The organism is Streptomyces sp. NPDC002680 (assembly GCF_042889145.1).
GTDB lineage: Bacteria > Actinomycetota > Actinomycetes > Streptomycetales > Streptomycetaceae > Streptomyces > Streptomyces adonidis.
On sequence record NZ_JBIAQP010000024.1, the window covers coordinates 117,954 to 135,747 of the forward strand.

Sequence of the window (17,794 nt, forward strand, 5' to 3'; positions counted from 1 at the left end):
CGCGCCTCCTAGAAGAACGTACGGATGTAGTCGACGACCGTCCCGTCCGCCTCGGCGAGCGGGATCAGCTGCCACTTGTCGAACGACGTGCACGGGTGGGACAGGCCCAGGCCCAGCCAGTCGCCCACCTCCAGATCCGCCTCGGGGGCCGTACGCAGCCAGGCGTGCTGGTCGGAGAGGCCGGTGACCGCGATGCCGGTGGCCGGCCGTTCGGCGGCGCCCTCCCGCCGTACGACCTGGGCGAACGGCAGATCCAGGTCGTAGGCCGCGTCGCGCTTGCCCGCGTTCGCGAAGGCCTGCTCGGGGGACGGGCGGGAGACGATCTGCGTCCAGAGGCGGAAGGCGGGCTCCAGGGCGCCCTCCTCGGGGACCCGGTTGAACGGGGTGATATGGCGATAGTGGCCGTCGTCGTGCGAGACGTACGCCCCCGAGCGCAGCAACTTCAGTACGGGGAGGGAGAGTTCCGGGATCTCCACGAACACGTCGGCCACCGCGTCGAACCAGGCGCTGCCGCCCGCGCTCACCACGATCTGCTCGACGGATGTGTCGGCGAACCGGCCCGCCTTGTCGAAGTCCGCCGCCAGTGCGACGAGTCGCCGCAGCCACGTCCGCACCCGCTCCGGGTCCGCCTGCGGCACCTCGCCCTCGTACCCGGCGACCCCGACCAGTCGCAGCGTCGGTACGGCGGCCACCGCGTCCGCGACCGCCGCGCACTCCGCCTCCGTGCGCACCCCGGTCCGGGCGCCCTCGCCGGCGCCGAGTTCGACGACCACGTCCAGCGGGCGGGCCACCGACCCCGCCAGTGCCGCGTCCATCAACTCCACTCCGCGCACGGAGTCGACGTAACAGATGAACCGGAAGTCCGGGTCGGCCGCCAGTTCCGCCGCGATCCAGCGCAGGGCGGACGGGTCGACGAGTTCGTTGGCGAGGAAGACGCGGTCGATGCCGAACTCCCTTGCCACGCGCACCTGGTGGGGGACCGCGAGGGTGATGCCCCAGGCGCCGTGCTCGATCTGCCGCCGGAAGAGCTGGGGGGCCATGGAGGTCTTGCCGTGCGGGGCGAAGGAGAGGCCGTGGCGGGCCGCGTACGTCTCCATCAGCTCCAGGTTGTGGGTGAGGTGCTCGGCGGAGAGCGTGAGTACGGGGGTGGTGAAACCGCCGGTGAAGAGGTTGCGGCGCTCGGCGGTCAGCTCGCCGACCGTGAGGCCGGCGGCGTCCGGCGGGAGGCCCTTGAAACGGGCGTCGACGCGTTCGGTGGCCAGGCGGGCGAGCGCCCCCGCACTGTCGCTGCTCTCGGTGCCCATGGAACCTCCCTGATTCGGCTGCGCCGCACTGTAATGCGCCGCACGGACATGCATTGCAACATGTGCAATCGGCATTGCGTATATCGCTTACCGCTGTCTAACATCTCGCCAACGCGGGGTCAACGGAGCCGCCACCTCCCCCGCATCACCGAGGAGCTACGACGATCGTGACCATCACCGGACCCCGCAATGCCCCCGACGTCGTGGACGTCGTCGCGCTCGGCGAGTCCATGGTCACGTTTCTGCCCTCCCGGCCGGGCCGCCTCGCCGACGTACCGTCCTTCCTGCGGACCATCGGCGGCGCCGAGTCCAACGTGGCCTGCGCGCTCGCCGCCGCAGGCCACTCCGTCCGCTGGATCAGTCGCGTCGGCGCCGACGGCTTCGGCGACCACCTGGTCGAGGCGATCGGGGCGTACGGGGTGGACGTGACGTCCGTACGGCGTGATCCGGCGCGTCCGACGGGCGTGTACTTCCGTACGGCGGGGGACCGGGCGACCGACGCGCACGAGGTCGCGTACTACCGGGCGGGCTCGGCGGCCTCCGTGATGTCCGCCGGGAACCTGGACCTGGAGGCGGTACGCGCGGCGCGTGTCCTGCATCTGTCCGGGATCACGGCCGCGCTGTCCGGCAGCTGTCTCGACCTCCTCTGGGAGCTGACCGAGCCCGGGCCCGGCCGGCCGCTCGTCTCCTTCGACGTCAACTTCCGGCCGGGGCTGTGGGCCGACACCGAGGGTCCCCGGGTGCTGCTCGACCTGGCCCGGCGGGCCGACCTCGTGTTCGTCGGCGCCGACGAGGCGCGGGACGCCTGGGGGCTGGACGGGGCGGGCGCCGTCGCGGACGCGCTGCGCGAGCCGGGGCTCGTGGTCGTCAAGCAGGGCGGGGGCGAGGCCGTCGCATTCGGCGAGGACGTAAAGGATATAAAGGGCATCGAGAACATCGGGGGCGTCGAGGCCGTACGCGTCCAGGCGCCCCGCGTCGACGTCGTCGCGGCTGTCGGCGCAGGCGACGCCTTCGCCGCCGGGTTCCTCTCCGCCACCCTCAGGGGTCTCCCCGTACGGGACCGCATCCGGCACGGCCACCTCATGGCCGCCGCCGTCCTCACCGCCCCCGGCGACCTCGCCACGCCGCCCGCCCGCGACCACGCCGACCGGTTGGTCGCTCTCGACGACACGGCGTGGGGGACACTTCGACTCGGCCCCGGCTGGACGCAAGCCGAGCAGGCCCCGGAGGAGGTACCCACCCCATGAGCCAGACCGTCGACCGCGCGCTGAGCATCCTGCCGTTGCTCGCCGAGGGCCCCGCCGACCTCGGCCAGGTCGCCGACCGCCTCGGCGTCCACAAGTCCACGGCCCTGCGCCTCCTGCGCACCCTCCACGAACACGGGCTCGTCTACCGCCAGTCCGACCAGCGGTACCGCCTCGGCGCCCGCCTCTTCGCGCTCGCCCAGGAAGCCGTCGAGAACCTCGACGTCCGGGAGATCGCCCACCCCCACCTCGTACGCCTCAACGAGATCTGCGGACACACCGTGCATCTCGCCGTGCACGAGGAGGGCGAGGTCCTCTACATCGACAAGGTCGAGAGCCGCTACCCGGTGCGCATGTACTCCCGTATCGGCAAACCCGTCGCGATCACCGTCGCCGCCGTCGCCAAGCTGCTGCTCGCCGATCTGCCGGAGACCGAGCGCCGCGCTCTCGCCGACAAGCTCGACTACCCGATGTACACCTCCCGCTCCACCCCCAACTCCCTCGCGTTCCTGCGGGAGTTGGACAAGGTGCGCGACCAGGGCTGGGCCACCGACCTCGGCGGTCACGAGGAGTCCATCAACTGCGTCGCCGCCCCCATCCGAGGCACCGACGGCCGCGTGGTCGCCGCCATGTCCGTCTCCGCCCCGAACGTCGTCGTCACCGCCGACGAACTCCTCACCCTGCTCCCGCTGGTGCGCCGTACGGCGGACGCCATCAGCGGCGAGTACTCCGGAAGAACCCCAGCAGCCCCCCAGACCTAGGAAGCCACCTGATGACCGAGAAGATCGCGCTCACGCCGAAGACCCACACCACCCCGCCCGCCAGGTTCCCCCACGGCGTGAAGAAGGGGAACATCCTCCAGGTCGCCGGCCAGGTCGGCTTCCTGCCGGCGGAGGAGGGCAAGCCCCCGACACCGGCCGGCCCGACCCTGCGCGAACAGACCCTCCAGACCCTCGCCAACGTCAAGGCGATCCTGGAGGAGGGCGGCGCGACCTGGAACGACGTGATGATGATCCGCGTCTACCTCACGGACGTCGACCACTTCGCCGAGATGAACGGCATCTACAACACGTACTTCGAGGAGCAGGCGCTGACCGCTCCCCCCGCCGCCCGCACGACGGTGTACGTCGGCCTCCCGGCAGGCCTCCTGATCGAGATCGACGCACTCGCGGTCCTGGACAGCTGAGTCCCACCCCGTCGCACCTGAGGGGCCGCAGGCCCCTTCAGGGGCGCGGGGAACTGCGCGAGCAACCACACACAACCCGCACCCGGCCACGAATGCGCTCCCCCCTGCCCAAATTCCCCCCGCAACTGAACAGAGGACCCCCACATGCCCGAAACCCCACCCCACACAGGCGGCCTACTCCTCCTCATAGACGGCACCGCCGGCCTCCTCACCGTCGCCGCCCTAGGCATAGCCCTGCTCCTAATCCTCATCATCAAACTCCGCCTCCAACCCTTCGTAGCCCTCCTCGCCGTCTCGATAGCCGTCGGCCTGGGCGCCGGCCTGAGCGTCACCGAACTCTTCGGGACAGTCCAGCGCTCGGACGCCGTCTCCGTCATCGAGTCCGGCATGGGCGGCATCCTCGGCCACGTGGCGATCATCATCGGCCTCGGCACGATGCTCGGCGCGATCCTCGAAGTCAGCGGCGGCGCAGAGGTGTTGGCGTCCAGACTCCTCAACCTCTTCGGCGAGAAGCGGGAGCCTCTCGCCATGGGCCTCACCGGCCTCGTCTTCGGCATCCCCGTCTTCTTCGACGTCGGCATCTTCGTCCTCGCGCCGATCGTGTACGCCGCCGCCAAGCGCTCCGGCAAGTCGATCCTGCTCTACTGTCTGCCCCTCCTCGCCGGCCTCTCCGTCACGCACGCCTTCCTGCCGCCGCACCCCGGCCCGGTCGCCGCCGCCGGACTGCTGCACGTGGACCTCGGCTGGGTCATCCTCATGGGCGTCGTCTGCGGACTGCCCGCCGTGCTCGCCGCGTGGGTGTGGTCGGCGTGGATCGGCAAGCGGATCTTCGTCCCCGTACCGCAGGACATGCTGGAGGCCGCCGAGGAGGCCAGGAAGGCGGTCCTCGACGAGCAGCGGGAGGCCGGAGTGGCCCCCCAGGAGACGCCCGTACCGCTCGGCACGGTCCTCGCCATCATCGGTACGCCGCTGCTGCTGATCCTCGCCGCCACGTTCTCGTCGATCGCGCTCGACCCCTCCACGTTCCGGTCGGTCGTGACCTTCCTGGGCAGCCCGTTCGTCGCCCTCACGATCGCCCTGTTCATGGCGTACTACCTGCTGGGCCTGCGCCGCGGCTGGTCCCGCAAGTCCCTGGAGACGGTGTCCACCGCGTCCCTCAAGCCGGTCGGCAACATCCTGCTCGTCGTCGGCGCCGGCGGGATCTTCGGCGCGATCCTCAAGGCCAGCGGGGTCGCGCAGGCGCTCTCGGACACCTTCAACGACGTCGGCCTGCCGGTGATCGTCCTCGCCTATCTGATCTCCGTGGTGCTGCGGGTCGCCCAGGGCTCGGCGACGGTCGCCATCGTGACGACGGCGGGCATCGTGGCGCCGCTGCTCAGCGAGGGCGACCACTCGCAGGCGTTCACCGCCCTCGTCATCATGGCCATCTCGGCGGGCTCGATCTTCGCCTCGCACGTCAACGACGGCGGCTTCTGGATGGTCGCCAAGTACTTCGGCATCAGCGAACGGGACACCCTCAAGACGTGGACCGTGCTGGAGACGGTGCTGTCGGTGGCGGGGTTCGCGGTGGCGGCCGTACTGAGCCTGTTCCTCTGACGAGTTCCTATAACGAAGAGGGGGCTGGCTATGTCCGGCACAGGATCTTCGACCATACTGCCGCTGTGGAGCAGCGCATAGGTTCGAGCAGCCAGCCCCTGGAGACCGCCGCGGTGGACCCGGCGAGCATCCCCGGGCTCACTTCCCCCGCGCCTACGGACCAGAAGGACGGGGTTCCGGTCCCGGACTCGGACTCGGTCCCGGACGCGGTCCAGCTGGACAAGGAGGCCACCGAAGAGTCGGAGGCGGAAGCCGAGTCGGAGACCGAGACCCCGGAGGCCGAGACCTCCGAGACGGAGACCCCCGAGGTCGAGGGCCCCGTCTTCGAGGCGTCCGACCGTCGGGCGAAGATCATCGCCGACCACAGCGGCGTACGCCTCTCCCTGGACGACCAGGAGTGCGAGTTCCGCTGGGACGAGATCGGTGCCGTCGAGACGGAGACGTCCCGCTTCGGCAAGCGGTTCACGGTGACGGTCCACACCCCGGACCGCCGCTGGTACCCGGTGGAGATCGAGGCGAAGGCGAAGTCCCAGCACCAGGAGTGGGAAACGGAGCTGGACGCGGTCCTGGACACCTACTTCGAGGAAAGCGCCCCATAGGGGCGCGGGGAACTGCGCGACCAGCCACAACGGACCCGCAGTTCCCCACTACCTCAGAGGCATTTAGCAGTACTGCGCCTGCTTGCCGATGGACCGGTACATGCAGTCCGAGTTCTCCAGCAGCTGCAACACCGCGTCCCGGTTACGAGCGGTCTCCCGGTCGATCACCTCATCGGGCGGATAGAACCCCCCACCCGAGCTGGACGTCGGATACATCTCGAACGTGTACGCGAAGATCTTCTGACTGCCCCAGAGGTAGTCGTCGATCGACCCGTCGGTGATGTACAGGTCACTGGACTGCTCGGGCGTGTACCCGTTGCTGGCGGCCATCTTGCCGCCCACCGTCGCGAACGCGTCCCGGTCGTCCTGGGTCATCCCCGTCGTGGTGTTGGCGGTCGTGTACCCGAAGGGCCACAGCACCAGCTCGCTGTACGTGTGGAAGTCGATGCCCGTCTTGATCTGCTGGACCCCGCCCACGACCCGGCTGCGCACGAAGTCCGCGACCACCTTGACCTCGGGCGCGGACTCGGCGGACGGACCCCGGTAGGTCTCGGACGAGGTCGAGCCGGAGGAGCCGCCGCAGCAGCCCCAGCGGTAGTTCCAGTTGCGGTTGAGGTCCGTACCGACGTACGACGAACCGGAGTTGGGCTGCCGGTTCTTGCGCCACGAGCGGTACGAGCCGGTCGCGATGTCGTACTCGCCGCCGTCCGGGTTGAGGTCCGGGACGATCCAGATCTCCCGGGAGTCGAGCATGGCCTTGACCCGGGAGTCGGTGGCGTAGGTCGAGGTCAGGTTGCGCAGCAGATACAGCGCCATCTCGACGGTGAGATGCTCACGGGCGTGCTGGTGGTGGGTGAACAGCACCTCCGGCTCGGCCTCGTCGGTGCCGACGTTGTCGCTGAGCTTGATGGCGACGATGTTCCGGCCCGAGTACGACGTACCGATGACCCGCTGGCTGGCGATGGAGGAGTTGGCCGAGACGAGGGAGTTGATCTCCGACGTCATCTCCGCGTAGTTGTGATAGCGGGAGTCGGCCGTGGGGAAGTCGAGCAGCCGTACGTCGTCGGCGCTACTGGAGCGATCCGGGGCCGAGCCCAACAGGGTGATCTCGTACCCGCGTTGGGCCAGCTTCTTGGCCTGGTCGGCGCGACCGGAGACCACGACGGTCTCCTCGTCGGCCTCGTCCACGGTCACGCCCGACGCCATGATGTCGGTGCGGACGTCGGACGTGGAGTTCGCGAAGTTGATCTCGTACTGGCGGATGTCGTCCGCAGAGGCGGCCGGGCGCTTGGCGCTGGTCGCGGTGGCGTCGGGGGTGGTGGAGGTGACGCCGAGAGCGAGGGCGAGGGACAGCAGGCCGAGGACGGCGGCGGATCGCCTGCCGCCACCGCGAGCGCCTGAGCCTCGGATACGAAGTCGCATGAAGTCTCCTGATTTCTCCGGGAGTTCCGGGATCTCCGGAAGCTGGGGAGTGGAGCGGGGGGTGGTTCTTCGGTGCGACGGACTGGTGCGGGTGTGGCGCTCATGGTGCGGCTATGTCATGGCCGGGTCAAGACCGCCCAAAGGGTGAGGGCAAAAAACGGCTGACCGTACGAAGGCGGGGCGGAGGATACGCGTCCTCGTGCCGCCCGTCGCGGCTCCTCGGGAAGTGCACACGTGTGTGTGACCGCGTGTGTGTATCTGCGGGGAGCTGTTGGAAGGTACTGATCATGGGCGGATCAGCGCCACGAACGGACTGCCGATCACCGGCCGAACCACCAGTGTCCGAGACCACGAGTTTCATCGACCGTCGCGACGAACAGGCCCAGGTCCGGGCGCTGTTGGCCAGGACCCGTCTGGTCACGCTGACCGGCCCGGGCGGCGTCGGCAAGACCCGCCTCGCCGCACGTGTCGCGACCCGCGTGGCCCGCGCCTTCCCGGACGGCGTCCGCTTCGTGCACCTCGCCGACCTCGACGACCCGGCCCTGGTACCGCGGGCCGCCGCCACCGCACTCGACCTGTACGGCGACCACTCCACGCGCGGCCGACCGGAGACCCCGGACGCGCTCGCCGACCGGCTGAGCGCCCGCCGCATCCTCCTGGTCCTCGACAACTGCGAGCACCTGCACCGGGCCTGCGCAGAACTCGCCGGCGCACTTCTGCACGGCACCACCGGCGTACGTGTCCTCGCCACCAGCCGCCACCGGCTGGGCCTGACGGAGGAACACCTGCTGGACGTACGCCCGTTGCCGCTCCCGGACCCGGACGGCGACCTCTCCGCGGCCCACCGCCACCCGGCCCTCGCCCTCTTCGCCGACCGGGCCGCAGCGGCACTCCCGGGCTTCACCCTCACCCCCGCCAACCGCACGGCGGTGGCCCGCCTCTGCCACCGCCTGGACGGCCTCCCCCTGGCGATCGAACTGGCGGCGGCCCGCATGGGCGAACTCGGCGACGAGGACATCACCGGCCTGCAGACCCGCATCGACGACGACCACACTCGTGCCGGCCGCCACGGCACCCTGCGGGCCACGATCGACCGGAGCCACCAACTCTGCACGCCGGAGGAGAGGTTGGTGTGGGCGCGGGCGTCGGTGCTGCCCGGGGACTTCGACCTGGAGACGGCGGAGGCGGTGTGCGGGGAGGGCACCGACGACGTCCTGGAAGCCGTGACCGGACTGGTCGGCAAGTCCGTACTGAGCCGCGAGACGGACCCGGACGGCGGCGTACGGTACCGACTGCTCGACACCCTCAGGCAGTACGGCCTCGACCGGTTGAGGCAACACCCCGGAGCGGAAGGCGCCGCCCGCCGCAGACACGCCGACTGGACCCGCACCCGGGCGACAACATACGAACAGTCCTGGTTCGGCCCCGACCAGCGACAGCTGGCGACCCGCCTGCTCGCCGACCGCGCCAACCTGCGCGCGGCGCTGGACTTCAGCCTCGGCAGCTCCGGGAGTCCCGGAGCGGAGGTCAGGACCGGCGAAGAGCCACCCCCCGACGAGCGCCGCGCCGGCCTCGGTGTCGACCGGGCCGATGTCTGCGCTGGGTTGGGGGGCGGCCTCGGAGGCTCGGGAAGCTCCTCCGGGGCGGAGGTCAGGGCTTGCGGAGTGGCCCCCGGCGACCGCCCCGCCAGCCTTCGCGTCGACCTCCCTGCCGCGTTGGACTTCAGCCCCGGAAGCCCCGCCCGCCCCGATACGGAGATCAGGCCCGGCGGGGCAGCCCCCGACGACCCCCGTGCCGGACTCCGTCTCGCTGGCACCCTCTGGTTTCACTGGTACGCGTCCGGCGTACCCGGGGAAGGCCGGTACTGGCTCGACCGGGCCCTTGGCGCGAACCCCGGACCGAGCCGGGATCGGGTTCGCGCCCTGTGGGCCTCCGGGCTGCTCGGGCTGCTCACCGGATCCCCCGAGGAACTCGCCCGGGGACGGCGGCAGGCCGAGGAGGCGCGCGCCCTCGCCCAGCGCCTCGGTGACGTCGCAGAGGCCGCGCACGCGGGGTACGTCGTGGGGGTCGGTCTGCTGCTCGGCGGTCAACCGGCCGCTGCCGTGCGGCACTTCGAGGACGCCGTGGCGCGGGGACCCGTACCCGGCGGTCACGCAAGCCTCGCCGGGCTCGAACGCGTCCAACTCGCCTGTGCGCTCACCGCGTTGGGCGAGGCGGACCGGGCCGTCGCCCTCTGCGAGCACGTCCTGCGGGTGTGCGGGGAGTACGGCGAGCAGTGGGTGCGCTCGTACGCCCTGCGCGCGCTCGCTCACGCTCACACCCTCCGCAAGGACCCGCGCCGCGCCGAACCGCCCGTCCGCGAGGCCCTGCGCATCGCGCACACCCTGCACGACGTCCTCGGCATCGCCCCCGCCCTCGACCTGCTCGCCCTGATCGCGACCGCCCACCACCACGCCCACGATCACGCCGCCGTCCTGCTCGGCGGCGCCGACCGCGTACGGTCGACCGCGTCCGACTCCGTACGCCAGGACGCCGAGACCGGAGCGCGCGAGGGCCTCGGGCGACGGGCGTACGAGCGGGCGTACCGGCGGGGAGGGAGGTTCGGCCTCGCCGGGATCGTCAAGTACGCGCTGCGGGAGGAGGATTCGGCGGAGGGGAACAGGACCGGGGGAGCTGGACCACCCTCCGACACCCACGGCTCGAGCGATCGCGGTACGCGTCTCACCCGCCGGGAGACCGAGGTCGCCGCACTCATCGCCGAGGGCCTCGCCAACCAGCAGATCGCCGACCGGCTGGTGATCGCCCGCCGTACCGCCGAGGGCCACGTGGAACGCATCCTCGGCAAACTGGGCCTCAGCAACCGCACCCAGATCGCGGCCTGGGTCACAACGCATCGCTGACGACACATGTGCGCGTACAGGGCCGGAAACAGGTATTTCTCCCCGCGCGCGGGGGCGCCCGTGGAAGCGATCCTGAAGGCATGCTGCAACTCTCCGGGGGCTCCGGGGGACACGTCCCGGATCCCGTCCCTCGGTATGGCTCGTACCCCCAACCCCCGCTGGGGGCAGGCCATCTGAGCGTCGAGTACGACCCGCGCCCCACCGCGGCCCGCGAGGCCCGGGCGGAGGTGCGCAGGCAGTTGGAGGAGTGGGGTCTCACCGACCCGGACGACCTGGCGAACAAGGACGACCCGAAGGGCCGGGATGCCCCGAAGGGCCGGGACGACCTCGTCGACGTCGCGGAACTGCTCGTCAGTGAACTGGTCACCAACGCCGTGCTGCACGCCGCGAGCCGGTTCCGGCTCACCCTGACGGCCGCACACGGCATCCTGCGCTGCGAGGTCACCGACACCGGCCGCCGTACTCCGCGGGTACGGCACGCGGGCGCCGCGGAGAGCGGCCGGGGGATGTTCCTGGTGGACGCGCTCGCGAGGCGCTGGGGCTGCCACCAGGACGGGCCGGGCAAGACCGTGTGGTTCGAGCTCGGCACCTGCGGGTCCGACGGCTGTGGTCGGCGACAGCCGTAACGTCCCGCAGGTCCCAGTTCCGGACGCCGGATGCCCTGGCTGTCCACCCTCCGGCTCCGGAACGCCCTCTTGTGCGGCCACTGCCTTTGCGCTTTCTTGACGTACATGGCGGACACCACAGGAAACACGGGAAACACCGAGGAAGCAGAGGCCACGGGCGCCCCGGGCGCCGATTCCACTCCCCGCAAGTCCAGTTGGAAGTACATCGGCCCGGGAATCGTGGTCGCCGCGACGGGCGTCGGCGCCGGCGACCTGGTGGCGACGCTCATCGCGGGCAGCAACTTCGGCTACACGCTCCTGTGGGCCGCCGTACTCGGCTGTCTGGTGAAGATCTCCCTCTCCGAGGCGGCGGGCCGCTGGCATCTCTCCACCGGCCGCACCCTCTTCGACGGCTGGGCGAGCCTCGGCCGCTGGACGACGTACTTCTTCGTCGCGTACGTCGTTATCTGGGGCTTCGTGTACGGCGCGGCGGCGATGTCGTCGAGCGCGCTGCCACTCCAGGCGCTGTTCCCGGACGTCATGGACCTCAAGTGGTGGGCGATCGCCTGCGGGTTGTCGGGTCTCGTCTTCGTCTGGTTCAACAAGTACGAGGTCTTCGAGAAGGTCATGACGGTGCTGGTGGGCGTGATGTTCGTCGTCACGGTCTACCTGGCGATCCGCGTCACCCCGAACCTCGGGGACGCCTTCGCCGGCCTGCTGCCCGTGCTCCCCGACGAGAAGGACTCGATCCTCAACACACTTGGCCTGATCGGCGGCGTGGGCGGCACCATCACCCTTGCGGCGTACGGCTATTGGGTCAACGCGAAGGGCTGGACGAACACGGGCTGGATGAAGGTCATGCGCTTCGACAACAGGGTCGCGTACGCGACGACGGGCATCTTCGTCGTCTCGATGCTGTTCGTGGGCGCGGAGTTGCTGCACAGCGCCAATGTGGCGATCGCGAGCGGCGACAAGGGCCTGATCCAGCTGAGCGACATCCTGGAGGACAAGTACGGCACGGCGACAGCCAAGTTCTTCCTGATCGGCTTCTTCGCCACCTCCTACACGTCGTTGATCGGCGTCTGGCACGGAGTGAGCCTGATGTTCGCGGACTTCGTCGAACGCTTTCGAGGTACCCGGACGACGGGCGAGGAGGTCGCCTCGGGCGCGCGCGAACGATCGTGGCCGTTCCGCGCGTACCTGCTGTGGCTGACCTTCCCGCCCATCGTCCTGCTCTTCCAGGGCCAGCCCTTCCGGCTGATCATCCTGTACGGCGTCCTGGGCGCCGCCTTCCTCCCCTTCCTGGCCGGCACCCTGCTGGTCCTGCTCAACTCCTCCCGCACGCCCGCCGAATGGCGCAACCGGCTGCTCAGCAACACGATGCTGGTGATCGCGGGCCTGCTGTTCCTGGTGCTGTGCGTGAAGCAGATCTGGGACCAGCCGTGGTCGGAGTTCTTCTAACCCTGAGTGGGCTCGTGGGTGACGCTCGGCACCAGCTCGCGCCACTTCGGGCTGGTGGCGATCGCCTTGAGCTGGTCGAGGGTCAGGGCGGGCATCGCACGGGTCGGACCGGTGCTCTGGCTACCGGAGTTGAAGGCCATGACGACCACCCGCATACCGTCGGTCCGGATGGTGTCGGCGGTCCGCATGATCAGCCCCAGCCCCTTGTCGTCGCCGATGCCCTGCTTGACGACCACCTTGGTCCCGTCGGGCAGGGTCTCGGGGTTCTTGTCGGGCCCGAAGAGCTGGTCCTCGACGTCCGACATGTCGGGCTGCACATTGACCTGGACGAAGCTCTTGCCCTTGCCGTCGTCCACGACGATGTACCCGTACTCGGTCTCCTGGCCGCCCTGGGAGACCACGTCGAGGCCGGAGGGCAGCAGAGCGGTGAGCGTGGACACGACGGAGCCGCCCTCGACCGTCGGAGTCGAAGTCGGTGAGGTCTCGACCTCGGTCGACTTCGGGATGGCGTTGACGACCCTGAGCCACGCCGGATCGGTGACGAGGGTCTTCAACTGGGCGCTGTCCAGGGGAGGTTCGGCCCGGCTGACGGGCGCGTCCTTCTCGGCGGCGGCGTTCCACTCCATCACCGACACATGCTCACCGTCGGGCGTGACCAGGTCGGCCGTCCACAGCTTCGTGTCCACGCGGCGGTCCGGATACTCGTACCCCTTGAGGACCCTGAGCACCGAGCCGCCGGACAGCGTGCTCGACACACAGTCGTCGTACGGGATCAGCGTCTTGTCCGGGCACTCGGTGGTCTCCCGGGCCCGGACGCTCCCCGGCTCGACCCGGCCGAGGCCGATGGAGAGAGCGGCGGCGCCCTTCCCGTCGTCGTACACGGCATAGGCGTAAGGCCCGGTCCTGGCATCCGTTCCACGAGCCGACTCGTCGCTGAACTGACCGCCTGAGGGCAGCAACCCCTTGAACGTACTGAGGAGTTGGGAGCCGGAGACGGGAGATGGCGTGGCGGTGCCGACGGCATCACCGGGTCCGACGGTGGTCCCGCCGGCCCCCACGGCCCGCTGCCCGGTCCCGTCCCCTCCCCAGGGCGCGACCAGCGCGCCGCCCACCCCCACCAGCGCGATCGCGGCGGCACCGCTGACGACAGCGGTCCGGCGGCGCATACGGAGCCTGCGCCCCCGGGTCTCGCCGCCGGCGACGAGGGCGGCACGATCGGCGTCGAAGGCACCACCGGCGTTGCGCAGGGCGGAGCCGAGCCGCTGCTCGAACTGGTCGTCTCGTTGTTCAACGGGCATGGCGAACCACCACTTCTGCTGTGTAGGGAATGTGTACCGGAGCACCCGGAGTACCCGGGGAGGGGGAGAGGACGAGTCAGCGGGCCGCGTACTCGCCGAGTTCCTCGCCGAGGAGGGCGCGCAGCCGGGCGAGGGCACGGACACAACGGGTGCGTACGGCGGCCGAGCTGACGTTCATCGCGCCCGCGGTCTCCTCGACGGAACGGTCCTCCCAGTAGCGCAGAACGACCACCGCCCGGTCCTTGGGCGGGAGTTGGGCGAGCGCCTCGACGAGGGTGAGCCGCATGGTCACATCGCCCCCGGCGGAGGGAGCGGGGACCTCGGGCAGCACGTCGGTGGCCCGCTCGGTACTGCTGCGGCGCCGCTGATGCGCGAGGAAGGTACGGGTGAGCACCGTCTGCGCGTACCCCGCCGGGTTGTTGGCACGGGAGACCCGCCCCCAGTTGACGTACAGCCGCCCGAGCGTCTCCTGCACGAGGTCCTCCGCGAGATAGGTGTCCCCGGCGGTGAGCAGACAGGCGGAGCGGTACAGATACCCCGCCCGCGCCACCGCGAACTCCGCGTACTCGTCCGCGCGGACCTTTCTCATACGTTCCCCCTGTGCCTGTGCCTGTGCCTGTGCCTGTGCCTGTGCCTGCGACGCGCCGACGTCGTGCGCGTGCGGACTGTCCTCACCTCATTGATGCGGCGGGTACGGGGAAATGTTTCATCACGGGGGTTGAGAATCTTCTCGTGAATGTTCCGGACCTCAATGACGTCAGGATCAGATCCATCAACCTGAACTGGCGCGGGCCCACGGTGACGCTCCGCGTCGACCTGCCCTCCTTTCCCCGTGCGGCACGACAGGAGTGGACCGATGCGGGTATGGACACGATGCAGTGCCAACTTCAGTTCCTGGCGGTGGAGAACCTCTCCCTCACTGACTGGAACCCGCCGTCCATCGGCCGCATCGAGATGTCTCCATGGGGCCGGGAGGGCCGCATGCGGGTAACGGCAGACGGCTCTGGAGTGGCGCTCCGGTTCGACTGCAGCGAGTCCGTGCGCGTAGGCCATGTGAGCGCGTTCCACCTCCAGGCCGACGGATCGGACAACGGACCGCATCTCTTCGAGAGCAGGATCGACGCCCGACGGCACACCTCCCTTCCCCCGACCGACGAGAAGACGTTCTATGAGCGCTGACTGGACGCAACTCCTCGCATCCGCCGACTACTTGGGGGAGCTGTACGAGGGTGCCCCACCGCCGACCGAGGCGTGCGACCTCTTCTACGTCCACATCGACGAACGCGAGAACTCGGTGACTCTGGGCTTCGACACCAGGGCCTTCCCGGTGAACCCGCCCCCCGAATGGAGGGGACAGGACAAGGACTTCAACGCCTTCGAGTTCCACCTGTTCTTCACGGGGGTGACCGGTCTCCGGGTCACGGGCTGGGGGGCTTCCGAAGCCAGGGCGATCGATCTGACCGCCCACGCCGGAGGACACTTCGACGTCGCCCTCGGCTACGAGACTTCCGGTATCACGTTCCGCGCCGCTGCGGCCCGCCTGACCAGAACGCGCGCCTACCTAGCCTCGAACAACCCCTGAAATCGACCACACTCCGGGTGGCTGTCTACGACAGCCACCCCTCCACTCCACTCCCGACCGATCAGCGATTGACGGCCTGAATCTCCTGAACGACGACGGCCTGCTCGGCTCCGAACTCACCGTCGGGCAGGGGTTGTTCCTGAGCCACACCGGTACCGGTCCAGTGGATCTTCCAGGTGATGGTGGCGCGGAGCGGGTAGGACCCGTCGCCGGATGAGCGCAGATACTTCACACCACAGGGCGGTGTCTGGCCGGCCTTCCCGGCGGCATACGGCTCCCCGATACGCCCGTTGACGAACGTGCACACACCGGACGCGGGGTAGACCTGCGCGTCGGCGGTACCGGGTTCGATCCTCAGGGAGACGGGTTCGGCGACGGTGGTGGCCTCCATCCCCAGCACTGGTACGGACGCGGTCACGGAGACGGGCTTGAACTGCGCCGCGTCCAGCCAGGCCCAGGTGGGGAGGTTGACCTTGGTTTCGCCGGCGGGGGCGAGGGTCACTTTGGTGGAGGGGACGCGGATCTCGTTGTAGGCGAGTCCGGCGAGGATTTCGGGGGTGATCGTGTTGGGGATGTTCGCGGGCGGGTCATCGCCTGTGTCGACCCAGAAGTAGTCCTCGGTGCAGGAGTCCCAGCCGGGCGGGTAGGACTTGTTGACGTACGAGCCCCACCAGTAGCCCTTGCCGGTCTTGTCCTTGTTGAAGTCCTTCGAGGGATCGTCCTTGTTCAGGTACTTCGCCCGCTGCTCGGCATCCCACTCATACCCCGTCGACTCCGCCTCCCAGACCGGCTCCTTGACCTTCTGCAACTCCTCGGGCGAATACGTCGGCGCATACCAACACGCAGGCGGCGTCCAGTTACTGGAGGCGGTGACGGGCCCGGCCGACTGCCCGGACCCGTTCTTGGAACGGTCGTAGACGACTGCGCCGGCGGTGGCGGAGATGTTCTGGCCGTCTTGGCCGCCTTCTACGGTCTCGTTGCCGTTGGAACTGCCTCCGTGCCCGTACCCCGCGAACGCCTGCACGGGGCAAAGCAACAGGGCACCCGCAGTCAAGGCGACCACTGCGGGGCTTCGGTACGTCAGGACTGGCATGCGGAACTCCCCCGCTGCGACGTCAGTGTCTCCGTGATCCAGATGCCGTTCTCATTGACCCGCAGTCGGCTGCTGTAGAGGACGTAGTTGTCCTTCGACGCCGCGGTCACATTGGTCTTGCCGGTCTTGAGGCTTTTGTTGTACGCCTTGTTCTGGTCCTCGCAGTAGACGAGGCCGGCCGTTCCGTCACTGTTGACGTTCACCTTGGCGTCGAAGTACCGCTTGGCGCCGGTGATGCGGTCCTTGTAGTCCACGAACTCCTGGATGAACTTCTGGCTCCCGGCCGCCGCTTCGCCCTCGGAGTAGAACTGGTACGCCTTGTTCAACGGGTCCTGCTCGGCGATGGCCATGTCCACGGCCTTGATGAACTGCTCGCTGTCGCTCAGGACAGCGTCCTTGTCCTTGTCACCGGTCTTGGGCCATTCGAAGGTGTACGTCAGATCCGCCGGCAGCTCGATCTTCGGCCGGTCGGCGGAGTCGGCCGAGGCGGAGGCGGATGCCGTCGGCGATGCCGAGGTCTCGCTCCCGGTGTCGGCCCCGGCGATCTTGTCGTTGTCCTTCGACTCGCCGTCGTCGCCGCCACAGGCAGTCAACAACAGGGCCGCGGACGCGACGAGCGCGGCAGCAACGGGCAAAGAGCGGCGCTTCACAATGGAACCCCCGTGAGACAGATGTGCTGGCAAAACCTAGACGGTATCGGTGGGGCCGGTGGTTCCGCCAGGCTGCCAAGGTTGCGCTGTGGCAACGGCAAAGGTTGACAGTCCGAGGACCTTCTGGTCGCGCCGAGCCCGGCGACGACGGGTACGAGACCCGAGAGGTCCACCAGTACCAGCTCACCGGCGCGTAGCACCTTCACCTCGAACTCTCGTGTCCAGTAAGTTCGCGTGTGTGTACGGCTGTTGTCGTTGAGGTTCGTGTCACGGGGGTTGCGGGATGGCGGGGTATCGGCCGGCGGATTGGCATGTGCTGGACCTGGACAAGGATCCGACGCCCGGGGACCCGCACCGGGTGCGTCAACTGGCCCGTACGTTGCACGACTTCGCGGATGATGTCGCGGATGCGTTGCGTCTGGTGAAGGGGATGGCGTCGGAGAACGAGACGCTGGAGTGGGCGGGGAAGACCGCCGAGGTGTTCCAGGACGAGTTCGCGGATGTGCCGAAGAACCTGAAGAAGCTGAAGCGGTCGTACGACCTGTGCGGCGATGCGTTGGTGGATTACTGGCCGAAGCTGGAACGGGCGCAGGCGCTGGCGGACAGGGCGCTGGCGAAGGGCCGGGAGGCGCAGGCGGACCTGTCCTCGGCCAAGTCCCGTCTGTCGTCGGCGGATTCGTGGGTCACCCGGGCGACGAAGGAGTCGGACAAGTACAAGGACGATCCGACGGGCAGCAAGGCGGCGGAGCCGCCGGACGAGGCGAAGGTCCGGGCCGCCACCCGCGATGCCCAGCACGCCAAGACGGCCCAGAGCAGCGCCCGGTCGGACGTCACGAGTGCCGAGTCCGCGCTGG

General features: G+C 69.3%; 17 protein-coding genes. 10 read left to right on the forward strand and 7 right to left on the reverse strand.

What is annotated here, in order from left to right:
• Positions 1-8: 8 nt before the first annotated feature.
• Positions 9-1,304 carry an amino acid deaminase gene (locus ACFYXF_RS44930; RefSeq protein ID WP_389358849.1) on the reverse strand — a complete coding sequence of 432 codons (1,296 nt, stop codon included), beginning with the start codon at positions 1,302-1,304 and terminating at the stop codon, positions 9-11.
• A gap of 167 nt (positions 1,305-1,471) precedes the next feature.
• Here ACFYXF_RS44930 and ACFYXF_RS44935 point away from each other — a divergent pair, with 167 nt between their 5' ends.
• The 5 genes from ACFYXF_RS44935 (at position 1,472) to ACFYXF_RS44955 (ending at position 5,929) form a co-directional block, all read left to right on the forward strand.
• Positions 1,472-2,551 (forward strand): sugar kinase, encoded by a 1,080-nt coding sequence (locus ACFYXF_RS44935; protein WP_389358851.1) that lies wholly within the window; start codon positions 1,472-1,474, stop codon positions 2,549-2,551.
• The gene (locus ACFYXF_RS44940; RefSeq protein ID WP_389358853.1) at positions 2,548-3,309 is read left to right on the forward strand and encodes an IclR family transcriptional regulator; all 762 of its coding nucleotides are present in this window, start codon (positions 2,548-2,550) and stop codon (positions 3,307-3,309) included. Before ACFYXF_RS44935 ends, ACFYXF_RS44940 begins: the two co-directional genes overlap by 4 nt.
• A gap of 11 nt (positions 3,310-3,320) precedes the next feature.
• Positions 3,321-3,734, forward strand: a complete 414-nt coding sequence (locus ACFYXF_RS44945; RefSeq protein WP_389358855.1) for a RidA family protein — start codon at positions 3,321-3,323, stop codon at positions 3,732-3,734.
• Positions 3,735-3,878: 144 nt separating this feature from the next.
• A complete protein-coding gene (locus ACFYXF_RS44950; RefSeq protein WP_389358857.1) occupies positions 3,879-5,330 on the forward strand; it encodes a GntP family permease in 1,452 nt (483 codons plus the stop codon).
• A gap of 65 nt (positions 5,331-5,395) precedes the next feature.
• Positions 5,396-5,929: a hypothetical protein gene (locus ACFYXF_RS44955; RefSeq protein ID WP_389358859.1), complete on the forward strand. Its 534-nt coding sequence runs from the start codon at positions 5,396-5,398 to the stop codon at positions 5,927-5,929.
• A gap of 63 nt (positions 5,930-5,992) precedes the next feature.
• On the opposite strand, the gene ACFYXF_RS44960 is transcribed toward ACFYXF_RS44955, so the two are convergent.
• A complete protein-coding gene (locus ACFYXF_RS44960; protein ID WP_389358861.1) occupies positions 5,993-7,351 on the reverse strand; it encodes a M14 family metallopeptidase in 1,359 nt (452 codons plus the stop codon).
• A gap of 338 nt (positions 7,352-7,689) precedes the next feature.
• On the opposite strand from ACFYXF_RS44960, the gene ACFYXF_RS44965 reads away from it, so the two are divergent.
• The 3 genes from ACFYXF_RS44965 (at position 7,690) to ACFYXF_RS44975 (ending at position 12,317) form a co-directional block, all read left to right on the forward strand.
• Positions 7,690-10,251, forward strand: coding sequence for a LuxR C-terminal-related transcriptional regulator (locus ACFYXF_RS44965; protein ID WP_389358863.1), 2,562 nt, complete (start codon positions 7,690-7,692; stop codon positions 10,249-10,251).
• A gap of 80 nt (positions 10,252-10,331) precedes the next feature.
• Positions 10,332-10,877, forward strand: a complete 546-nt coding sequence (locus tag ACFYXF_RS44970) for an ATP-binding protein (RefSeq protein WP_389358865.1) — start codon at positions 10,332-10,334, stop codon at positions 10,875-10,877.
• A 105-nt stretch (positions 10,878-10,982) separates the two neighbouring features.
• Positions 10,983-12,317, forward strand: coding sequence for an Nramp family divalent metal transporter (locus ACFYXF_RS44975; protein WP_389358867.1), 1,335 nt, complete (start codon positions 10,983-10,985; stop codon positions 12,315-12,317).
• Here the strand turns inward: ACFYXF_RS44975 and ACFYXF_RS44980 are convergent.
• Both ACFYXF_RS44980 and ACFYXF_RS44985 read right to left on the reverse strand, forming a co-directional pair.
• Complete coding sequence (locus tag ACFYXF_RS44980; protein WP_389358869.1) at positions 12,314-13,615, reverse strand: hypothetical protein; 1,302 nt, start codon at positions 13,613-13,615, stop codon at positions 12,314-12,316. The genes ACFYXF_RS44975 and ACFYXF_RS44980 overlap by 4 nt on opposite strands.
• Positions 13,616-13,691: 76 nt before the next feature.
• Positions 13,692-14,204: a SigE family RNA polymerase sigma factor gene (locus ACFYXF_RS44985; RefSeq protein WP_389358871.1), complete on the reverse strand. Its 513-nt coding sequence runs from the start codon at positions 14,202-14,204 to the stop codon at positions 13,692-13,694.
• 143 nt (positions 14,205-14,347) lie between these two features.
• On the opposite strand from ACFYXF_RS44985, the gene ACFYXF_RS44990 reads away from it, so the two are divergent.
• Together ACFYXF_RS44990 and ACFYXF_RS44995 are read left to right on the forward strand one after the other, a co-directional pair.
• Entirely contained in the window at positions 14,348-14,794 is a 447-nt protein-coding gene (locus ACFYXF_RS44990; protein ID WP_389358873.1) for an Imm50 family immunity protein, read from the forward strand.
• Positions 14,784-15,197: an Imm50 family immunity protein gene (locus ACFYXF_RS44995; protein ID WP_389358875.1), complete on the forward strand. Its 414-nt coding sequence runs from the start codon at positions 14,784-14,786 to the stop codon at positions 15,195-15,197. The genes ACFYXF_RS44990 and ACFYXF_RS44995 overlap by 11 nt, the downstream gene beginning before the upstream one ends.
• Positions 15,198-15,258: 61 nt before the next feature.
• On the opposite strand, the gene ACFYXF_RS45000 is transcribed toward ACFYXF_RS44995, so the two are convergent.
• The 3 genes from ACFYXF_RS45000 to ACFYXF_RS45010 form a co-directional block, all read right to left on the reverse strand.
• Entirely contained in the window at positions 15,259-16,290 is a 1,032-nt protein-coding gene (locus ACFYXF_RS45000; protein WP_389358877.1) for a hypothetical protein, read from the reverse strand.
• On the reverse strand, positions 16,278-16,940 hold the full coding sequence (locus ACFYXF_RS45005; RefSeq protein ID WP_389358879.1) for a hypothetical protein: 663 nt from the start codon (positions 16,938-16,940) through the stop codon (positions 16,278-16,280). The genes ACFYXF_RS45000 and ACFYXF_RS45005 overlap by 13 nt, the downstream gene beginning before the upstream one ends.
• Before the next feature lie 564 nt (positions 16,941-17,504).
• Positions 17,505-17,774 carry a hypothetical protein gene (locus ACFYXF_RS45010; protein ID WP_389358881.1) on the reverse strand — a complete coding sequence of 90 codons (270 nt, stop codon included), beginning with the start codon at positions 17,772-17,774 and terminating at the stop codon, positions 17,505-17,507.
• Positions 17,775-17,794: the final 20 nt, after the last annotated feature.